The sequence below is a fragment of the uncultured Imperialibacter sp. genome (assembly GCF_963974565.1).
In the GTDB taxonomy this organism is placed as follows: Bacteria; Bacteroidota; Bacteroidia; order Cytophagales; family Cyclobacteriaceae; genus Imperialibacter; species Imperialibacter roseus.
Window position 1 is genome coordinate 130,432 of record NZ_CAXBCJ010000017.1, and the last position, 22,017, is coordinate 152,448.

Sequence of the window (22,017 nt, forward strand, 5' to 3'; positions counted from 1 at the left end):
CTCATTTCACTTTCACTTAACGAATGAAAAGCGATTCGCAATATTATAAAAACCTACTTTACTATTATGAAAAAGCCAGAACCATTCACCCGAAGAAAGTTTATTAAAAACACCACGGGAGCTGCCATTGTGCTGGGCTTCCCCACCATTATTCCATCAAGTGCCTTTGGAGCCAACGACAAGGTGCAGGTGGCTGTACTTGGCGTAAACGGCAGAGGGAAAGATCACATCAAGGGATTTCAGGGCCTTGAAAACGCTCAGGTGGCGACACTATGTGACCCTGATAAAAATATCCTGACCACCAGGGCTGGAGAATTTGAGGCGACATATGGCGCTAAAGTGAAAATGGAGCAGGACTTGAGAAAGGTGTTTAACGACAAAAACATTGACGCAGTGAGCATTGCCACACCAAATCACTGGCACACGCTAGCCGCCATTTGGGCCATGCAGGCAGGCAAGGATGTTTACGTGGAAAAGCCAGGGACTCATAACCTTTACGAGGGTAAGAAATTGATTGAAGCCGCCAAAAAGTACAACCGTGTGGTTCAGCACGGCGTGCAGCTTCGGAGCTCAGTAGCCATGCAAGAGGCTATTCAGCACCTGCGTGACGGACTCATTGGTAATGTTTATATGGCCAGGGGACTTGTGTTTAAGTGGAGGCCTGATATTGGTGACAAAGGAACCGAGCCTGTGCCAGCAGGACTCGACTACGATCTTTGGACTGGCCCTGCCGAGATGCGGGACTTCTCCAGAAACTACGTGCACTACAACTGGCACTGGAGTTGGAACTATGGCAATGGCGACGTAGGCAACCAGGGCATTCACGAAACCGACCTGTGCATGTGGGGGCTGGACGTGGGATTGCCTACCCAGATCGCATCGATGGGAGGGAAGTTCCTGTGGGATGATTACAAAGAAACCCCTGAAGTGTTGACTTCCACCTACCACTACCCGGATCAAAAGAAGATGATTCAGTTCGAGGTTCGCCCATGGATGACTAACAAGGAAGATGGGGTCGGCATTGGAAACATCTTTTACGGAAGCGAGGGGTACATGGTGGTGAATGGATACAATGAGTACCAGACGTTTTTGGGCAAGGACAAGACACCTGGGCCAACAAGAAAAGAGGGCGGCAGCCACTATCAAAATTTTGTCGATGCAGTGCTGGCCAAAAATCCAGCTATGTGCAATGCACCTGTTGAGACGGCTCATCTGTCGTCAGGCCTGGCTCACCTGGGGAATATTGCCTATCACACTGGCCGTGTTTTGACCTTCGACCCAAAAACGGAGACGTTCCCAGGTGACGATGAAGCCAATGCTATGACGAAAAGGGAGTACCGGGCACCTTACGCTATTCCAAAAAAGATCTAAGGCATAGGAAACCCCGGTGCATTTTCAGTTTGAAAGGCTGTCCTTAAAAAACGCCAAACAGCTCAATGTCAAAGATGAGATTGGAGTTTTTTGGGATGGCCACTTTGCCGGAACTGTCACGGACATCATTTGCTCCGTACCCAAGTCCTGATGGGATGTATAATGTAATTGTAGACCCGTTCGGAATGAGCGGCAATGTTGTCTGGAAGCCGGCTATTAGTCTGTAAAGGTAGGTTTCCAGTTTATCGCCAGCGTCGAATTCTTCGCCAGTACTGAGCAGTTTGCCAGAGTACTTGATCCATACGATACTCTCCAATTTGGGCTTCTCTCCATTGCCCAGAGTATCAATTTTGTATCGAACACCCTGTGGTTCTGTTAAAATAACGTCGGTAAGACCCCAAACGGCCAGCGAATCGTCAATGATCTTTGTGTCAATATCCAGCTGAGTTTGGTCTACATTTTTCAGGGCGCTGTCCAATAGGTCTTGCGCTGTGACGGTTTCGGCCACTTCTTTGTTGCAGCTTGAAAAGAGAAAAATGAATGCTGCCAGTAAAATATTTGCTCTCAAGGCAAAGGTTCTGTTTAGTTCAATCCTCATTAGTTAAGTTTTCTGTTTAAAGTTGGCTAACCATAATAGTTGATAAGACCCTCACAGTCTCAAATGGTTTAAAGGCAACGGTGATTTTATTGGTTCAAAGTTAGAAGAAATGAATCTTTTAATAGGCTGTTTTCGGCAGGAAGGCGCAAAAATTACCTGTCAATTCCAGGAAAACACAATCAAGTCTTGACTTCATGAGTTCAATAGTGATAGGTTTAATTGCCACTTAGCTGCTTCAACGCCTGTTCCACACTTTTTACCGGAAGCTTGCATACTTTGTTTTGACATACATAAATGATGGTTTCGCCCTCTACAAGCTTATTTTCAAGCAGGGGAAGATTTTCACTGTCCCCTCCCATAAGCAGCATTCCTGGGTGATACTCCTTCATTAAAAGCCGGCTTTTTTCCAGTGCATCTGGCCCCATCACTGCAACTTCAAAGGGTTCGTTCAGCAGCAAGCCCATCAAGCTCGCCCATTTGGCAAAGTAAGGGCCGCTTTGGGTGAAGTCTTTTGAAAGTGAGCTCACCATTTTCATACTCATGTCCAGATACGCCGCAGATTCATAGTAATGCCCGAGTTTGAAAAGTACTTCGGCAATAGCTGCGTTCGACGAGGGGATTACCTGGTCGGCGATTTCGAATTTCCTCGCCACCAGCTGCTCCGACTTATTGGATGTGTAGTAGAAGAAGGCAGTAGATGTATCGTGAAAGTGTGTGACGGCATAGTCGGCAAGGCTGCGGGCCTGCTCAAGCCAGCTAATATCGAAAGTAGCCTGATAAAGCTGGATGAATGCCAGCGAGAGGAAAGCGTAGTCGTCGAGGAAGGCCTCGATCGACGGCCCGCCATTTGTATAGCTTCGCCACAGTCCGCCGTCGCTTCTTATCATGTTTTTCTTTAGAAAGTCAGCATTTCTAAGGGCAATATCGAGGTACTCTGGTTTGCCGAACGCCCAGTAGGCATCTATGTAACCCGACAGCATCAGGGCGTTCCAGGAGGTGAGTATCTTATCATCCAGCGACGGCCGGATCCGCTTATTTCTGGCTGCTAGAAGTCGTTTTCTCGACTTTTCAATTGCCGTTGTTGCCGCATCTGCGGTCAGCGTAGGCTTTGTGGCCAGCTTTGACAGGCCGGTTTGCCTGTACAAGACGTTCTTCCCATGCTCCCAATTGCCTTCGGGAGTGATGCCGTAATAGTCGCAGAAGAGCTCCGCCGATTTTGTGTCAAGAAGCGCTTCTATTTCAGCTTTTGTCCACACGTAGAATGTGCCTTCTTCACCTTCGCTATCGGCATTCAGTGAGGAGTAAAAGCCAGACTGCGGCGAGGTAAGTTCGTCGCCCACGAACGAAAGTGTTTCTTCCACCACACGAGCATAAGCCTCATTTTTCGTTAACTGATAAGCATGGGCGTACAGGCTAACCAGTTGGCCATTGTCGTACAGCATTTTTTCAAAGTGAGGTACTCTCCACTCTGCATCTGTCGAGTACCTGGCAAACCCTCCCGCCAGGTGATCGTAAATTCCACCGGCAGCCATAGCATCGAGGGTAGTGCTGACCACTTTCAGGGCACGTTCACTATTGTTTTGGCGGTGCTCCTGAAGCAGGAATTCCCAAACGACGGGCATTGGAAACTTGGGTGCCCCTGCCAGGCCGCCAGATAAATAATCTAGCTCTGGCTCCCAGTTAGTGAATATGCCTTGATAGGTTTGAAGTAGCTCGGTATTTGCTTCTGACTCAGCTGAAGCAATCATGTTGTTTTCAAGGATGCCTTCAGTGACGGCGGCTGCCTGTTTGTCTACATTCAATCGATCAGACTTGTATGCCTCGGTGATTTGATTCAGCAAGTTGATCCATTGGTCTTTCGGAAAATAGGTGCCTGCGTAGAATGGCTTGCCGTTTGGTAGAGCAAATGCATTCAGCGGCCAACCAGCACGGCCTGAGATAAGTTGGGCGGCGTCGATGTATACCTGATCGACGTCGGGCCGCTCTTCTCTGTCGATTTTGATTGCTACAAAATTATCATTCATGATGCGAGCCACCGTGGTGTCCATAAAAGACTCTTCCTCCATCACATGGCACCAGTGGCACGAAGCATAGCCAATGCTGATGATCAGCGGCTTGCTTTCACTGGTCGCTTTCGTCAGGGCCTCGTCTCCCCATTCGTACCAGTCCACGGGGTTGTCGGCGTGTTCACGCAGGTAGGGGCTGCTCGCTTTCGCCAGGCGATTGAGTGATACGGTGTTTTCTGTCGCCGGCGAACTGCATCCTGCACAAACCAGGGCTGTGAGCACCACCCAGGCCCATCCTTTTCTCTCTACACGCATATCCAACTATTTATTGAGCGCTACTTTTTCATCAGAGGTGGCCCGGGAGGTCGAAAAAACCCTTAGCATGTCATTATTGGATGAAACAAGCACCAGCCAATTTTTTCCAGACTTGATCATTTGCACATCTTTGACGTTGAAGGGTACAAAGAAGCCGCTTTGAAGGCTTCCCGCTGCCTTGAATTCGAAGTTACCAAGCCCTTTCAAAAACGCTCCGGGCGAGGCATCATTGGGAGTGGTTTCTACTTCTGTGTCGAACTTGTTGCCTGCCACAAGAAGGTCTTTGATGCCATCGCCATCAAAATCCTCTACGAGTATGCCGTTGACCGCTGAAAGCTGCGCTTCGATAGGCAGTTTTTTACTTTCAAACTTTGCGTCATTGTTCACCAGAATGGCATTTGAAAAAGTATAGACTTTTTTATTCAGCGCTGAGTTCATTCCCGGCCCTAAAATCGACTGAAGATCCGAGCTTGCGAAGGAGAGGTAGCTGGGGAATTTTTGTCGAATGGATGGCACCTGGCCGGAGCTGCATTCGATACCACGAACGGGCACCAAAACAGAGTCGTTGTAATAACGGGCCAGGAAAATATCATTAGTCCCGTTGTTGTCAAAATCTTTGGCAAACACCTGAAATGGTTTTTCTAAGTTGGTTTTGAACTTGTAGTTCTCGCCCAGGTTTCCAACAATCAAATCCTGATCACCATCGCCGTCAATATCGTTGGCCACCACTTTGTTCCACCAGCCTTCTGTTTTGTCAAGTCCGTAGATCACGGTGGCGTTTTTTAGCTTCCCGTTAACGTTGGCAAATACCATCACAGGCATCCATTCGCCTACAATCACCAGCTCGGCTGTTTTATCTCCATTCAAATCGGCCCAGATGGCAGAGGTTACCATGCCCACGTCGGTAAGGTCTGGTGCGAGTGCCTTGGTTTGATCGATGAATTGTCCGGACTCATTAATCAACACATAGCTTCTGGGCGAGTAGGGGTAGGCACCGGTGATAACGTGCCCACCACGGAAAAGATCAAGGTCGCCATCGCCGTCAATGTCATAAGGCACTACCACCGATCCGCTGCTTTGCGTGTTGATGGTTGCTGACTTGGCAAAGTTGCCTTTCCCATCATTCAAATAAAGCCTGTCCTTGTATTGCTCGGCTTTGTCAGGAAACTCGCTTCCTCCACTCACAACATAGAGATCAAGGTCTCCATCGCCATCAGCATCGAACAATGTGGATCCCATGTCCTCATAGCTTTTGTCTGCTGCAAAGGCGGCTGTAGATTTTTTAACCAGCTTGCCTTTTGACTGTATGTAAAGCTGCCCGGCCTGGCCAGAAGCACCACCAATGAATAGATCGCCTTCTCCATCTCCGTTCACATCACCAGTTGACATGAAAGGCCCGCTCATCGAGAAATTGTGTGGGAGTAGCGTCTGCTCCTTGTATTCATTCACTTCGTTTTCCTCGTGCACAAAAGTTTCCGCTAGTATCCCCGGCGAGGCCTGAAACAATAACTCCTTTGAAGCGGGAAGTTTCTTTGGCTTCACTGCTTTCTCGTAGGAAACAACAACTGTTTGATTGACGCCAGCAATAGACATAGTATTCTGCATGCCATCAAGCCATGAAACTCTAAGGCTGTCGATGCCAGCAGCTTGACCCAGACCGAAATGGACTATTGGGTCGTTTGACGAAAGATAACCCCTTACAGTTTTGTTCTCGAAAAACTGAATTTTGCCATCGTAGTATATGGTGACTTTAGCTCCCATGCCATCTGCATTCGTAGCAGGCCCGTCGAGCTTTACCTTCAGGTAATTATTGCGATCAGACGAAGTGTTTTCGTAGATGAAAGCTTCGTCATCCAGGTTGTTGATGACAAGTTCCAGGTCTCCATCATTGTCCAGGTCGCCCACCGCTGCACCATTGGAGAAGCTGGTTTCATCAAAGCCCCATGAGTCTATTGCGTTTTCAAAATGCAGGTTGCCGGTGTTTCTGAAAAGGTAGTTTTTCACCTTAATGGGATCATATACCTCAATGAAATCCTTGTAACCATTTTTAAGCATGTCGTTCATCGACGTGTATTTGCTTTTGTTTTTTAGAACAAAATCCCGCAGTTTCTTGTCAAGATCCCCATCAAACACATCACGGCGATAGCCATTGGCCACAAAAACATCTCTGTATCCGTCGTTATCAAAATCAGACATCAGTACCGACCAGCTCCATTCAGTTTTGGACACTCCGGCCATTTGCGAAATGTCGCCAAAGAATGAATTCCCCTGATTTAGGTGGAGCGCATTGTGCATGTACTGCTTGTGCATGCCTCCGTTCACAATATTGTAAAACCCTTCGACGTCCATTGAGGGCATGGATACCTTTGATCGCTTGTAATCTTCGGGAAGCATTTCGGTAACCATAATATCTTCCAGCCCATCGTTGTTGATGTCTGCCACATCAGTACCCATCGAGTACATCGAGATGTGGTTGGTGGTTTCTTTGATCTGTTCTTTGAAAGTGCCGTTTTTCTGGTTGATGTACATATAGTCACCCTCGGCAAAGTCATTAGCAACGAAAATATCGGTATAACCATCACCATTAAAGTCAGCGGTAACTACGCTGAGCGCATAGCCGAAATTGTTTTTGATGCCAGCCTGGGCACCGATTTCACGGAACTTGCCATTCTCGTTTTCGTATAGCTTATCTCTGCTGAAGGAGGGAGACAGCTTTTTTTGCCGGATCATTTCAGTGAGTGGAAGGTCGAACGAATCCGGCCTGTTAGTCAGGTAAACATCCAGATCGTTGTCATTGTCCATATCAAAAAATGACGCATGTATGGAGTAGCCAGACTCGTCAAGCCCGAACTCCTTTGCCTGTTCCTTGAAGGTCAGGTCTCCCTGATTGATATATAGTAAGTTGGTTCTTTCTTCTTCGCTATCGTGATAGCCGCCCTTGCAGACGTATATGTCAAGCAAGCCGTCGCCATTGATGTCTACCATGGTCACGCCGTTGTTCCACCGGCCATTGCCTTCCACGCCTGCTGATTGAGAAATGTCTTTGAATTTCAGGTCCCCCTCGTTGAGGTAAAGCTTGTTAGGCACTTCATTACCTGTAAAATATATGTCAGCGAGTCCATCATTGTTGATGTCTCCAATACCAACGCCGCCACCATTGTACACGTAGGCGAAATTATCGAAGTAGTTGTCGTAGTTCTCATCCACGTCGTTGCGGAAAGTAACTCCGCTGCTGGTCCCGGGGAGCCTTTTAAAAACAGGTTCTTCCTTCTTCTCTTCAGGCGTCGAGACGACATCCGTCTTGGTTTCGCAGGCCGCAAGTATCGATAAAAGCAGAAGTGCTCCGAAAATGGAGGTTAGATGTATTTGTAGTTTAAACAGCATAACGGCAATATGATTTGGGTAGGCAGTCAGCCGAAATCCAATGGTTGTTGACTGAATTACCTGCTCTTTTAAAATTAGGTCAAAGTTAAGCGCTTTGCAAGACTAAAGGATGTTCACCAGTCTTTCTCTTTTCTCACAGCCCAAAGCATTTATGAAACTGGTGGAATCAATTAGTCAAATTGATTCGTTGACACTCCTCAATAAAATAAGAAGGGCCAGGCAATATGCCCGGCCCATCAAAAACTGCTATTTAATTATTACTGAAGTTTAATTACAATCTGCTCCCGGATAGCCACAGTTCTGAGGGTATCCACCAACAGTTCTGTCTATCTGTGTCTGCGGTATCGGACGTTTGGTGTGGTAGTCCTGAATATTGCCTGCCCCAAGCGGGTTGTAGGCTCTAACATACTCCACCAGTTTTCCTGTTCTTACCAGGTCAAACCAGCGACACTGTTCGCCATCCAATTCGAGAGCACGCTCTCTCAGGATAAAGTCGATGTCGACATCAGCTGCGGTGATTTGCATCGCTGCCTCCATGCCGTCTTTGGCAGCTCTTGTTCTTACCACGTTGATATCGTCGGCAGCTCCGGCACTGTTTCCAGCCAGGAAGCGAGCTTCAGCACGAAGCAGATAGGCATCAGCCAGTCTCATCACGAACCAGTCTCTTGACCCACGTTCCCACTGGATAGTCGGTCTGCGGGGATCAATGAACTTTTTCAAAGTAGGGAACAATCTTTCTGTATAGAAATACTGGTCGCCATCAAAAGCCGGATCCTGAGTGATTACGTTGTAGCGAACCTGGAATTTCTTACCGGTCATCCACTCAGCGTCTTTGCCAGGCCCTGGAACATATATCGCTGTATCTCCAACTGTGAATCTGTCTGTTCCTATGTCGCTTGCAGTAACGGTTGAACCATCTGCCTTCTTAGCTCCGTTGGTTACATGCACTTGTTCCCACTTAGGAATGCTTTTGGGGTTATTACTGATATAAGCATGCTTGTAGGTCTGATCGTACCTGGCATCAATATCCCTGTCTTCTGCCCAAACAGAATTCATATAATCAGTTGGTCTGAAACGCTTGAACGGGCGACCACCTTCAATATCACGAATCATACCCGCACGGATGTCATATTCCATCAAGAAATAAAGATGGCCCCTGTTACCTACGCCACCATTACCACCGTTCAGGATAAGATCAGTAGCGTACTGCACCGCCCAAATGATTTCTGAATTGATCTGATTGTCCTGATCCCACAGCGCATCGTGAGATTCAACCAACGCATAACCGTGGTCATTGATCACATTTGAAAACAAAGTATTAGCGCTTGCAAAATCTGCAGGAGAGCCAAAAGACTGCTGGCCTCGTGTTAGATACGCCTTGGCTAATAGAAACTGAGCTGCTCCCTTTGTAGCACGGCCATAGTCGCTTTGCGCATCTGGCAAATTGGCAATCGCAAACTCGAGATCAGGAATGATGCCATCTGCATAAACAGCCGATTGAGGTGAAGGAGCAGCTTCTACTTCTGCACCGATGGTTTCCTCAAGGGTAAGGTAAACATCACCCCAGGTTTGCACCAGGTAGAAATAGTAGTAAGCCCTTAGAAAACGTGCCTCGGCCTGGCGCTGGGTTTTTAATGCATCACTCATATCTGATACTGCTTCCGAACGGTTCAATACCGCATTGGCCTGATTGATTCCCTGATAAAGGAAAGTCCACTGCTGATCAAGAATGTTTACAGTAGGGTTCAAACCATTATCGTAAAAGTTGAATGATTTGTAACCACCATCAGCACCGTTTGTGTGTGTGTCTGTACCAAAAATGGTCAGCATGTAGGCACGCTCATTACTGTGGATTTCACGCAAGAACGAGTAAGTGGCATCTACAGCATCTTCCAAACCGGCTGCTGTAGTGTAGTAACTTCCAGCCGAAACATCTGAAATCAGCTTTTCATCGAGGAAGTCAGAACAAGACTGAGCAGTGAACGCTATCAGCGCCAGCGCCAGTATTATCGATTTTATATTTTTATTATTCTTCATTATTTTCTCGGTTTTGATTCCCCTTAAAATGTTACACTAAGTCCACCCATGAATAGCTGGTTGGAAGGCATCTCACCAGATCCCAAGTCATCAGCTCTTTCCGGATCAAATAACTTGAACTTAGACCAAACCATAGGGTTTTGAGCCGTTGCATAGATTCTCACATTGCTGAACCTCAGCTTTTCAAGCACGCTTGATGGCAATCTGTAACCTAGTGTGATGTTTCTAAGCTTCACATAGCCTCCATCTCTGTACCTAAGCGTGCTACCGTTGGTAATACCTTCCTGATTTTTGTTAGGTCTTGGGTAGTCGTTGGTAGGGTTATCAATGGTCCAGTAATCAACTTTCAGGTTGTTGTAACGGGCCTGCATACTTGCCTGGCCCTGGCAAAACTGACAGTCGATCATAAAGCCAAGGCGATAGTAGAAAAAGAATGACAGGTCAAAACCTTTAAAGCTTAAAGTGTTGGTTAATCCACCGTAGGCAGCCGGTACGTCGTTACCCAGTATCTTACGGTCATCCGGGGTGAACTTACCATCACCATCTTGGTCTTTTATCTTGATCTCGCCAGGTACAGCACCCATAAACGCAGCAGCCTCATCTTTTTCAGATACCTGCCAGATGCCTATTTTCTCATAGTCATAGAATGTACGAATAGGCTGTCCGATGAACCAACCACTACCTACGTCGTCTATCTTATTGCCATCTGCGTCTCTTTGGGCAAGGTCAACAATTTTCTCCGAGTAGTGGCCCATATTGAAGTCAGCATTCCACTTCAGTCCATTTGACATGTCGAGGATGGTAGCTCCCAAAGTGATTTCATACCCATTGGTTTCCGTTCCACCAATGTTCTGAAGAATAGAGGTGTAACCAGATGTAGGAGGTAGTGCTCTTCTTAGAAGCAATGAAACGCCAGTTGAAGTGTGGTAGTAATCAAATGTACCCGTCAACCTGTTGTTGAAGAGTCCAAAATCGAAACCTACGTCGGTAGTTGCTGAGTATTCCCAGCTCAGATCCGGGTTAGGGATGCCGCCAAGTGCAAATCCTCTTGCATCGGCCTCGTTCCAGCTATATACCGACTGGTTGAGCGCACCCTGTGTCTGGTAGGGTGATACTGCTGTGTTTCCTACTTTTCCGTAGGAAGCCCTTAGCTTCAAATCACTGATAAGGTTAACCCCAGAAAGGAACGCCTCATCTTTCATTCTCCATCCTACTGATATACCAGGGAAAGCATTCCACTTGTTACCTTCAGCCAAACGAGAAGAACCATCCCAACGCATACTCGCCTGGAAAAGGTATTTGCCTTTGAATGAGTAGTTCACTCTTCCCATGTATGAAAGTAGTCTGTAACTCTCAAGACGTGAGCCATAGTCGGAGATAGTACCCAGACCGAGGTTGTACCATTGCGCTGTTTCGTAGGGTAGATTGATCGCAACCAAACCTGATCTTGTTGAATCTTGCTGTGCAGAGCTTTGCAGTGCTGTCAAACCAAGGCTGTGATCTCCGAATGATTTGTTGTAAGTCAGCAGGTTTTCCTGAGTATAACCAAAGCTCTGTTGGTTGAAAAGTCCGGCAGCAGGTGTACCGTTTTTACGGGCCTGAGTGAATTGACCTTCGAAACGGCCTCTTTCCCAAGCCTGATAATCCTGTCCGATCAGGAACTTGTATTTAAGGCCGTCTAAGATTTGCACTTCAGCATACACAGATGAGAATAGTCTGTTGATTGTTCTTTCGTCTATGTATTTACCAGGTACCAATTCATTCAAAGGGTTGGTACGGATACCATCTGAAATAGGAAGGAAGATGAGATTCCCTTCATCATCGTAAGGCATTCCAAGTGGAGTTTGGTTAACCGCCTCAGAAATAGTTGCCCCTGACCCCCAGTTCTGCGTTGAATGCGAATACAAAGAAGACATGCCTACTTTGAATATTTTGTTGATCTGATGGTCAACATTCACACGTGCAGTATATCTTCCGAAGTCGGTTCCTTCAACCAATCCATTTTCCTTGAAGTAGCTAAGAGACAAACTTACCTGTGTTTTTTCTGTACCACCGTTCACGCTGATTTGTTGGTTCATTTGAGAACCGTTTTGGTAGATCAAGTCTTGCCAATCGGTAGATCGACCTGTTTGTGCCGAAAGCAACTCAACCGGGTCAACGAACACTGCATCGTCAGCCGGAATTGAAGAGCCGGCATCGCCCCAGGCACCTCTGCCAGATGCACCATTGGCATCTACCCTGTTTGCTTCACGCTTCAAGTCGGCAAATTCAGCACCATTCATCATAGGGATGGTTTTGAAAGGAGTAGTTGCAGCGTAAGTGCTGGTGTAGGTAACCGAAGTTTTACCAGGCTTGCCTCTTTTGGTAGTAATAAGAATTACACCGTTAGAGCCTCTTGATCCATAAATGGCTGTTGCAGCTGCATCTTTCAGCACTTCCATAGACTCGATGTCTGAGGGGTTAAAGTCCTGAATTGAGTTAGTGCCAGAAGTCATCGGTATACCGTCCACTACGAAGAGTGGGTCGTTTGTAGCAGTCAGTGATCTTCTACCACGAATGGTGATTTTCGGCCCCTGGCCTGGACGGCCACCATTTGCCAGAACGTCAACGCCAGCTATTTGGCCTTTCATGGCTTCCATTGCGTTACCTGTGGGTATTCTGGTAAGCGCTTCGCCATCAATAGAAGCGATAGATGCTGTTACGTCCCGCTTATCCTGGGTTCCGTATCCAACCACCACAACTTCGCTGAGGGATCTGACATCCACTTCCATCCCAACACTTATTTGAGACTGGGAGCCGACGGTCACTTCTGTGGTAGAAAAGCCGATGGCACTAAACACCAAAACGGCGTCTCTTGAAGGAACTCTTAACGAGTATTTCCCATCAATATCTGTCACTGTTCCCGTGGTTGTTCCTTTCACAATCACGTTGACACCAGGTAGAGCCGAGCCATCTTCTACAGATGTGATCGTACCTGATACCGTCGAATCCTGCCTGGCAATCGCCTGGCCGGAGCAAATCACAACAAGTGCCAATCCTACCGGAAAGCACCACAGGACTCGCTTACATTTTGATAAAATTTCATTCATAGTAAGTAGGGTTTATAAATAATGTAATGAATTTAATTTGTTTAGACCCAACGCCTTTATCGCCAGTATGGCTTTGAGGCACTTAGTAAGTTACTAAAATCGAGCTACTTTTCTTTTGTTTTGGCGACATATAAATACTCTTCTTTATCCTGGAAGACAGTTTAATGGTGAAAAAAAATTATACTATTGATTTCCTTAATGACTTTAAAGCACGGCTCATTTGTGTTTCAATGGTTTTAACACTGAGATGAAGCCTATCGGCAATCTCAACGTAGCGCAGGCCCTGGTCACGACTTAGCTGAAACACCAGGCGACACTGTTTAGGCAACCTGGCTACAGCGTTATCTATACTTTCCTGCAATTCAGCATATTCCGACCGTTTCTGCGGGTCGAAGTGATCGCAGGGAATAGCCAATTCGTTCTCGATATTTGTGAAGCTGTATTTCTTCTCCTTTCTAAGGTAATCGAAAGAGATATTTCTGACCGCTGTATAAAGATATGACTTGGGGGAGCTGGAAATGACAATCACATTTCGATTGATCCAGATTTTAAGGAAAACTTCGCTTACTAATTCTTCAGCGACTTCATTATTTTCAACCAATTTCTCGCAGAAGCTGCGAAGCGGATGATAGCCAACAACGAATAATTTTTCAAACGCCTGAGAGTCGTCATCACGTAGCACTCTCCAGAGCAAACAGTCTATACTGTCAACAGATTTTGACGGAGCCAATTTTGTCCCGGTAATTGAAGCTCTTTTGGTTATAAGCATTGTTTAAGTAGGTAGTCGATTTCAATCGATTGAAATAAATTTACTCTCAAAATCTGAACAAAACAGATTTGAGAATTTTTTTTTAACGGTATCTGTCCCGGGAACGGTACCGAAATTTTTTTTAGCTTTACATTGAGCTATCAAAATCTAATAATGAGCAAATCTGACTCTACCATCCGAGACATTGCACGCACACTGGGAATATCAAAATCTACCGTATCAAGGGCCTTGAACAACCACTATGATGTAAGCCAGGAGACAGCCAGGAAGGTGAAGGAATTGGCGCTTAAAATGGACTACCAACCTAATATACTGGCACGGCAGTTAAAGCTTCAGCGGACCAATACCTTGGGGGTGATTATTCCGGAAACTATTAATCGTTTTTTCGCCAAGGCTGTAGGAGGGATTCAGGAGGTGGCTAACAGTGCCGGGTATAATGTGATGATTTGCCAGTCGAATGAAACGCTGACGCTTGAGCAGAATAATTTGCAAACCCTGATGTCGAGCAAGGTGGATGGATTGCTGGTATCGGTGTCAAGGCAAACAGACCGGAGCGACCATTTTCAGTATGCGATCAATAAGGACATACCGCTGGTTTTTTTCGACCGCATATTAGAGGAGTTGGCGGTGTCTCAGGTATATTCCGATAATTTTGATATCAGTTTTCAGGGAACAGAGCACCTGATCCAACAAGGCTGTAAAAGAATTGCTTTTGTAGCTGGGCCATCACATCTTTTTAATAGCCGAAACAGGCTCAATGGCTACCTGGAGGCGCTCAAAGCTAACAATATCCCCGTGGTAGAGTCGCTTATTGTGCAAGCCAACTACCAGGCTGGGCATGTGCAGCAGTACACCAGGTACCTGTTTGATGCAAAGGAGAAACCAGATGGGATTTTTGCCATCAATGACATTTCGGCCCTCGAAATGATGCATATTTTAAAAATGAAGGGGTTACACATCCCCAGAGATGTGGCGGTGCTGGGCTTTAACAATGAAGTCATCTGCGATTTTGTAGAGCCAACCCTTAGCAGTATTGAGCATCCAGCCTTCGACATGGGAGTAGCAGCGACAAGAATTTTGTTAAAACAAATCTCATCCAAGGAGTTCACTCAGCAGAAAGAACTTATAAAAAGTCGGCTTGTTGTCCGTGAGTCGTCGAGGCGGTACTAGCGGTTTTCTAAAAAACCCGATCGGTGGCGAGGATTCTCACCTAGTTGGAGGAAGTTTCCTTATATTGCTCTCACACCCTTTGCCAATTATTTTACCCGGAATCTTAAAGACCAAATGAACATCAAATTGTCTCCTATTATAAGCGCCAAAGAACTTCAAGCTATCTATCAGAATGACAATCTGGTAATTGTGGATGCAAGCGGTGGCCCGAAAGCCAGAGAAAACTACAGTACGAAGCACCTTGACAGGGCTTTATTTGCTGACACTAATAAAGACCTTGCCAACGTAAAGCCCAATGCAGCAGAAGGGGGAAGGCACCCATTGCCTACGGCGGATCAATTTTCGCAGGCGCTGGGCCGGTTGGGGATCACGCCCGGGAGTCATGTGGTGGTGTATGACGACATGGGTGGTGCTAATGCAGCCGCTCGTTTGTGGTGGATGCTGAGGGCAATTGGACACTCCAAAGTTCAGGTGCTCGACGGAGGGCTTTTGGCAGCGGAGAAGGCCGGGCTGGTTACGTCGTCAAAAATGGAAATCCCCGGAAAAGTAGCTCCTTATCCGGTAGTCGAATGGAAATTGCCTCAGGCTGATATGCAGGAGGTGGAGAAGGTTGCCAAAGCAAAAGACCACATTGTTATCGACGTTCGGGATGCCAAAAGGTATGCCGGTCTTACGGAGCCCATCGATTTGATCGCCGGACATATTCCCGGTGCTATCAATGTTCCCTTCAGTGACAACCTGACCGGCGATGGTCTTTTTAAATCTCCCCAAGCGTTAAAAGACAAGTATCAGGCTGTATTTGGCAATACACCTGCCGACCAGGTAATTGTGCACTGCGGGTCGGGCGTTACTGCGTGCCACTTGTTGCTGGCCGCCGACTATGCTGGCCTTGATATTCCAAAACTGTATGTAGGCTCATGGAGCGAGTGGTCCAGGAATAATAAGGAGATGGTGACAGCCGACACTGCCGGGCACTAGCAGCGTAAAATGGATCGGACAGTTTTCTGAAGCCATTCGGTAGCTGTATTTTACGGAACGAACCTAACTTTTATGGAAAAAGAGGAACCCCCCAAATGGCTTGAAGACCTCCAGCAAAGAAGCTGGGAACCCGAAGTGCTGCTTTCGGGTATAGTTCTTTTTGGCATGTTCAAGGTGCCTCCTTTGCTTGATAAGGTGCTGGTTTTTTTTAAGTCGCAGTTCTATAGCACTACAACTGACGTAGACAATCTGGTGGGCATACTCAAGCTTGGTATCTATTGGCTGATACTGGGGCTTATCCTTCATTTGATTTGCCGGGGTGTCTGGGTAGGGATGGTGGGTTTAAGCTATACTTTTCCTAACGGAGTGAGGGTAGAGGAACTTAAGTTTAAAAACCGATTTAAGACCAGAATCGAAAAAATCCCACCTTTTCAGCGGGTCATCATCAATCTGGAAAAACTCTGCAGTTCTTTATTTTCCCTGTCATTTATGCTCTTCATGAGCATTGTGGGTGCTTATCTTTATTTTTTCACGTTGTTGGTTCTACCCTTTTTCATCGGAGTGATGGTGCAGGGTAGTGTAAATTTCACCAACAGCTTTGTATTTGAGATTTACGTGGTTGTGGTGATGGTTATTGCCATATTGGGTTTAGTTGACTTTCTCACGCTGGGGTTCTTTCGTCGGTTCACCTTGATCAGTAAAGTTTATTGGCCTATCCATGTGGCGATCAGTGCGCTCACGTTGGGTAAGTATTACAGACCCATCTATTTCGGTTTTGTCAGTAACTCCAATAAATGGGTGCTCTTCCTGATCTTGACTTTATTTACTGTCTTGAGTTTATTTGGATTGGATGAGACCACGAGTGATGTCTACGACGGAAGCTCATTTTCACGCTTAAATTTTTGGCATGCCCGGGATCAAAGGCTAAGGGTGTATTCCGGTTACTACGAGGACCAGAATGAAGAACTTTTCTCCTATCAGGCGCAAATCCCCTCTGATATTATCGATGGAAACGTGCTCCGACTATTCATTCCCGCTGGCATAGCGAGGGAAGATTCGATTCGGGCGAATATCAACTATGATTCGCTGGTGGCGGCAAGCAAGGGCTTGACCAGGGATGCACGAGATATGCCTGCTATCCAGAATTTCTACCATATCTATATAGATGATAGCCTGTTGATCAATTACCCACTTTTTTATCACTACCGACTTCGGACCAGCCAACCGGGCTACCTGGCTTATATCGACATCTCTAGCCTGCCTATGGGAATGCACAGGCTGGAGGTCGGTGGGCCACCCTCCATGTACAGGAATCGCTGGGCGTCCATTCCATTTTTCAGAGAACTGGATGCAAGTGAAAGGAAAAGCACTAGTCCCGCCCAGGAAGAAGATGATGGCTATTTTCAGGTGAAACCAGGGCTGCCCAGGTGAAGCCGGCGGATATAGCTATGTTTCCAAAGTAAAGCTTCCTAATATTGCACTATTTATTAGTCTGTAAAGTAGCAAAAACTTATTACGAATAATTTTTGGAGATATTTTTGCTATAAGTGATGTATTACTATTACGCTACTCTAACACTTACAACATGAGAAATATTCTGTTTGTTGCTGCATTTTGTCTTTTGAGTCAATTTGCAAATGCCCAGTTCGGGGCCAGCATTCACCAGTCCAACCTTCCTTTTGTGGGGATCAATTACCAATTCAAAGAGAGATTTTTGCCTGAGTTGAGGATTGGAACCGACAATTACTTTGACAACACCAGCCTGGAGCTGACGTTCAACTATATTTTCAAAAAAGATGAGAATGTTGATGTTTACACTGGACTTGGGGCGAGGGTACAGATACTGGATGGCATCGTTGTTCCGCTGGGAATGAATATATATCCTTTCACAAAGGATAATTTTGGCTTTCAAATGGAATTGGCAGCTATTGTCGGAAGCAGCGATCCTCTATTGAGGGGTAGCTGGGGAATCCGGTATCGGTTTGCAAAGGAGTAGACAACGACTTCTTAATATACCTCCACCAACTTCACTGGCCCTAACAACCCCGACGGCTGTACCTCCCAGCTGCTGGCATCGAACGCCTGATAGTCGATATTCACGAAGTTAATTTCGTGGTACTTGCGCCACTCTATCCCAGCCCTGTCCATGTAGCGAATGCGGTTGGCCATCAGGTTGACTACTTCTATTTCTATGGTATTGTCGCCCTCTTTTAGGTATTTCCCAATCCTCAACTCGTGGGGCACAGCCCAGCTATTACCTGCAAACTGCCCGTTCACCCATACTTTGGCGCTTTCCCGCACATCGCCAAGCTGTAGAAGGTAGTCATCCTTTTTTGAAGCCAGGATGAAGTGGGTAGCGTAGGTAGCAGTACCGGAAAACTGGTCGGCCAGTGAATCTCCAAGGGCTGTCCAGGGCTGGAGTTTGTCCAGGGTTTTGTTGCCGGGCAGGCTGGGGCCGCCAGCTTTGAAGTCAAGTGTCCAAGGGCCATTGAGCGCAACGGTTCCACCGGTTTCGTTGGCATAGCTCCAGTCGGTAGCAGAGCTTTCGTTGCCCACCTTGAGGAAAAGAGACTCGCCAGATTTGATTTGCATGCGGACTTGCGTTAGCCCGTTTTCGGCCTTTGTTTCGGCGTTGCCAGCACGGCCTGTCATAGCATCCAGTATCACAGCTTGCTTAAAAGCTTTGTTAAATGGCACCCATCCATCGAAAGCTTCGGGTCGCTGGTTGACGATAAAATAATAGGTATTGTTGCCATCCACCCTGCGTACAAACTTCAAGCCGAGAGCCGCCAGTCGTTCAGGCTGAATCATGGCAGCTGTTAACGATGCCTGTACGTTACCGGCGGGACTCGTGGTGGTGCCGAGCTCCATCACTAATGAGTCGAGAATTGCCCTTCGCTGCTCCAAATTGTGGAGGCCAGGCACATCTTCCGGCAACCCCTGTAGGATAATAGTTGCTCCTTGCTTTTTAAGTTTAAGCAGGGTTTTCAGTGCTTTGGTTGACATAAAAGTCATTTTGGGAATGACCAGTGCTTTGTATGATGTGCCGTTGGGGCCGGTGCTTAGCTGCCCGTTGGGAACGGCCAGCTTCTCCAGCCAGCTCTCAGAGATATAGTCAACCAGGTAGCCTTTTTCTGTCAGCCTTTTGGCCGTCGCATAAAAGTTGGTCGGGTGCAGCCACTCATCGATATTGTGTACTGTGAACAGGTACTCCAGGCTTTTCTTGCCTGAGAAGTACGCAGCGTCGTCGTAGGGGAAGTAGAGCAGCACGTCGCCATCGGCCTGTCCGGTTTGCAGCACCGACTGACTTCTGTTGATGTAGCCGGTGAGCCCATCGATATGGGGCCACCAGCTGTTGGATGGGGCAAAGTTGGTGGAGGCATAGAAGAGCCATCCAGGCCACTGCACTTCAGCCGGGCTGTAGGTAGTGCCGTGAAAGAACACGTGGTTTACCCCTGCCAGGAAAGCCTGGTCGAGCTCGGGTTTGGTTTGCGAAAGGGGCGTTTTGAAATGCTCGCCCAGCCAGGTGAATGTTTCGGACGACACCAATGGCTTGCCAGCCACATGGGCTGCCGAGGAAGCAAACTTGAGCATATAAAGATCCGGTGGCAAATGACGGCTGGAGTGGGTGTAGTTCCTGGCGCCGGGAATATCGAACCCGGAATAGCCAAAGGTTTCGCACTCCGGAATGTCAGTAGCGGCGTACACATCCAGCAGGTTGGCGGGGGAGCCATGCGCCTGGTTGCGTGACAAAGCACCGTGGTTGTTGATCCAGTTTTTCCAGGGCTCACTGAAGTTGGCCAGCAACATTTCGCCCATAGTTTGACGGTAGTCGGCCTTGAGCCTGCGAACAGTTGCTGAGCTATCGCTACTGAGGAGGGTGGGCAGGTATGGTTTGAGGTCGTAGCCACGGTTGCGCTCAAAGGCATCGAATAATGTAGGGGTGAAGTTGGCGCCGTACACCTCATAGCTGTCGTTGAAAAAGCTTCGGATATTGGGGCCGGGTGTGCCAAAGGCTTCTCCGAATCGGGCTGTGTAAACGGGGAAAGATTCTTTATTAAGGTGATCCATCACCAGACCGGCGCCTCCCGGGGCGGCTCGTTTCACCATTTGCCCCGTTTTGCCGGCAAAGATGGCATAGAGCTCATAGTTGGCGTCGGGTACCCATTGCAAAAACCCATTCTCATTCAACGAATCAGTCAGGTCAATGGTTGATTCAGGCCTATAAGCCATTAATGTTGCCAGCTTGGGATGCATGGCTGCCTGCTTCTCATCGTTGACAGTAATTTTCTCTTTCAGTGCTTGCCCTGCTTTCAAGGTATATTGTTGCACAATCATTTTGGAGGCAGCATACTCCGGCGTGATCTGCGGGCCACCGTAGGGCCAGCCTGTGCCCAGGTTCATGTCGACGCCCATGCCCAGGGAGTCAGCCACCCGGATCACAGTTTGCAGTCGATCCATCCAGTCTTTGGAGAGGTGGTCGATGTACTGCTCTTCAAAACCCATAGCACCATAGATGGGGGTGATTTCTACGCCGCCCAGCCCGGCCTCGTGGTAGGCGATCAGCTGCTTTCTGATATTGGCATCGTCCACAGCGTTGCCCATCCACCACCAGCGTGTCCATGGTTTGGTGGTGAGGGACTCAGCTGGCCAGTCTTGCTGAGGCGTAGTATGGCAGGAGAGGAGGAGAGCAAAGGGTAATAGGATGAGCAGGTAGCGCATAAGGGATTGTATATTAGAACAGGGGGATGAATATAATTGATTTTTTTGAGGAGACGGAAATGAACAGCCAGGACATGCTGTCATTAGGGCAGATCAGAAATTCAACTTTTGAATCGAATCGGGATTTTATGTCTGGCGGCGCTCCGGGACTGCCGTCACGCAGTTGAGTTTGCATCCATACAACGATTGATTCGTTCGAAAACCCGTCAAAAATTGCGGTAATAACTCCTGATCTTGCTAATGGCCTGATCATAAAGCGGTGCCGTAAATTCCTCGAACATAAACTGAGGACCGGGTGCGGAAGCCTCGACTGTATTCACCATTTTGAGTTGCTCCTCGGTGAGTGCACGTTCGTCGCCATTGAAGGAGGCCCAGCGAATCGACCAGGTGTACTCACTTGGAAACTTCTCCTGCGTGATTACTTTATTCAGGCTGTTGTCGAACACCTTAAAATCCAACACACCATTCCCTGTAATGGCCTTTTCGTTGGTGGTAAGTTTGGCCTTCACCGTGCCATAAATTTTCACGTTGTCTTTAGTGGCAATCACCACACTGTCCCGGCTAACATCGGTGGTTGTTTTGTTGCTGTACACGTTGCCCAGATTGAAGCGGTCAAACTCCATGGTGATGATGTGATGCACATAATCCAACTTCTCGGCATTTGCTTCGCCTGGAGTGTAAAACCGCACATATTGATTGATCACGGTGTTGTGCAGGTATTCATTGATCTTGTTGACGAAAAACTCGTGCTTGATATTGAACATGCGGGAAGGCGATGGAATTGGCTCCACTACCACACGGAGTGTGGCATAGTACAACGCCTCGCCAAGCATATCTTCCACGTCTTTGAACCTGGGAGTCAGCGCCTGAACGGCCATAAAATGCTGATGTGCTTCAATGGCTTTGGTGCGTTGTTCTTTCCGCTTTAGCGCTTCAACTCCAAGGTTATAGTGCACCTCTGCGGCATTTCTCTTTGCTTCGGTCAGCTGAGCATCGTAGCGGGCCGGGTTGGGCACTACCGCCCTGCAGCCAGGGCATCTCTGGATTTCGTCAGCTAAAAAATTGATGTATTGATAATCTCTCGCAACCGACTCCCACTTCATAATATCGTTGGAAGCTTTCGCTTTTTTGATATTTCCCAAGTGAGACTCCAGCGCATACTTGTAGGCTTTTTCGAGCGTCGCTTTGGCCTTTTTCTGCCCGTCGTTGGACCGGAGCCGGTTGATCGCCTGCGACACTGCCCTTTCGTAGTCACCCTTTTGGAGCGCTTTTTTCCCACTGGCACAGCCTGAGAGCATGGCAACAGCGCCTAAAATAATGAACAGGTGATAATATTTTTTCATGGTTGGTTGGCTTTGGTGCTAAGATAGGGATACCAGAAATAATGCCAACAAAAACCTGTTGCCAGTTAGGAGCTTATCTCCCGGGCGTGTAGCGTCTTCCTCAATGCTATTAAGTTAAGAGCATTTTACCCTAAGCCGGGCACCCCTCAATCCTTAAAGGGCCTGCTATAGTAATCGATGCGCCCTTTAGGCCTTATGATTGTAAAAGCATAAGCTTCTATGCAATTTAGTTTTG

The 22,017-nt window shown here is 47.4% G+C and carries 13 protein-coding genes; 5 read left to right on the forward strand and 8 right to left on the reverse strand.

What is annotated here, in order from left to right; genetic code table 11:
- Positions 1-66: 66 nt before the first annotated feature.
- On the forward strand, positions 67-1,371 hold the full coding sequence (locus AAC052_RS20920; RefSeq protein ID WP_317490935.1) for a Gfo/Idh/MocA family oxidoreductase: 1,305 nt from the start codon (positions 67-69) through the stop codon (positions 1,369-1,371).
- 43 nt (positions 1,372-1,414) lie between these two features.
- On the opposite strand, the gene AAC052_RS20925 is transcribed toward AAC052_RS20920, so the two are convergent.
- The 6 genes from AAC052_RS20925 to AAC052_RS20950 form a co-directional block, all read right to left on the reverse strand.
- Positions 1,415-1,969: an FKBP-type peptidyl-prolyl cis-trans isomerase gene (locus AAC052_RS20925; protein WP_339815359.1), complete on the reverse strand. Its 555-nt coding sequence runs from the start codon at positions 1,967-1,969 to the stop codon at positions 1,415-1,417.
- 215 nt (positions 1,970-2,184) lie between these two features.
- On the reverse strand, positions 2,185-4,290 hold the full coding sequence (locus tag AAC052_RS20930; RefSeq protein ID WP_339815360.1) for a thioredoxin domain-containing protein: 2,106 nt from the start codon (positions 4,288-4,290) through the stop codon (positions 2,185-2,187).
- Between the two features lie 6 nt (positions 4,291-4,296).
- Positions 4,297-7,674, reverse strand: coding sequence for a VCBS repeat-containing protein (locus AAC052_RS20935; protein ID WP_339815361.1), 3,378 nt, complete (start codon positions 7,672-7,674; stop codon positions 4,297-4,299).
- A 267-nt stretch (positions 7,675-7,941) separates the two neighbouring features.
- Entirely contained in the window at positions 7,942-9,711 is a 1,770-nt protein-coding gene (locus AAC052_RS20940; protein ID WP_339815362.1) for a RagB/SusD family nutrient uptake outer membrane protein, read from the reverse strand.
- Between the two features lie 23 nt (positions 9,712-9,734).
- Positions 9,735-12,800, reverse strand: coding sequence for a TonB-dependent receptor (locus AAC052_RS20945; protein ID WP_339815363.1), 3,066 nt, complete (start codon positions 12,798-12,800; stop codon positions 9,735-9,737).
- Positions 12,801-12,978: 178 nt separating this feature from the next.
- Entirely contained in the window at positions 12,979-13,569 is a 591-nt protein-coding gene (locus tag AAC052_RS20950) for an RNA polymerase sigma-70 factor (RefSeq protein WP_317490941.1), read from the reverse strand.
- A gap of 153 nt (positions 13,570-13,722) precedes the next feature.
- Here AAC052_RS20950 and AAC052_RS20955 point away from each other — a divergent pair, with 153 nt between their 5' ends.
- The 4 genes from AAC052_RS20955 to AAC052_RS20970 all read left to right on the forward strand — a co-directional run bounded on the left by AAC052_RS20955 (position 13,723) and on the right by AAC052_RS20970 (position 17,713).
- Positions 13,723-14,739, forward strand: coding sequence for a LacI family DNA-binding transcriptional regulator (locus AAC052_RS20955; RefSeq protein WP_317490942.1), 1,017 nt, complete (start codon positions 13,723-13,725; stop codon positions 14,737-14,739).
- Between the two features lie 114 nt (positions 14,740-14,853).
- Entirely contained in the window at positions 14,854-15,717 is an 864-nt protein-coding gene (locus AAC052_RS20960) for a sulfurtransferase (protein WP_317490943.1), read from the forward strand.
- A gap of 72 nt (positions 15,718-15,789) precedes the next feature.
- Entirely contained in the window at positions 15,790-17,148 is a 1,359-nt protein-coding gene (locus AAC052_RS20965; protein WP_339815365.1) for a hypothetical protein, read from the forward strand.
- Between the two features lie 154 nt (positions 17,149-17,302).
- Positions 17,303-17,713, forward strand: a complete 411-nt coding sequence (locus AAC052_RS20970) for a hypothetical protein (RefSeq protein WP_317490945.1) — start codon at positions 17,303-17,305, stop codon at positions 17,711-17,713.
- A gap of 11 nt (positions 17,714-17,724) precedes the next feature.
- On the opposite strand, the gene AAC052_RS20975 is transcribed toward AAC052_RS20970, so the two are convergent.
- A complete protein-coding gene (locus tag AAC052_RS20975) occupies positions 17,725-20,439 on the reverse strand; it encodes a glycosyl hydrolase (protein WP_339815367.1) in 2,715 nt (904 codons plus the stop codon).
- A gap of 206 nt (positions 20,440-20,645) precedes the next feature.
- On the reverse strand, positions 20,646-21,782 hold the full coding sequence (locus AAC052_RS20980; protein ID WP_339815368.1) for a hypothetical protein: 1,137 nt from the start codon (positions 21,780-21,782) through the stop codon (positions 20,646-20,648).
- Positions 21,783-22,017 lie beyond the last annotated feature (235 nt).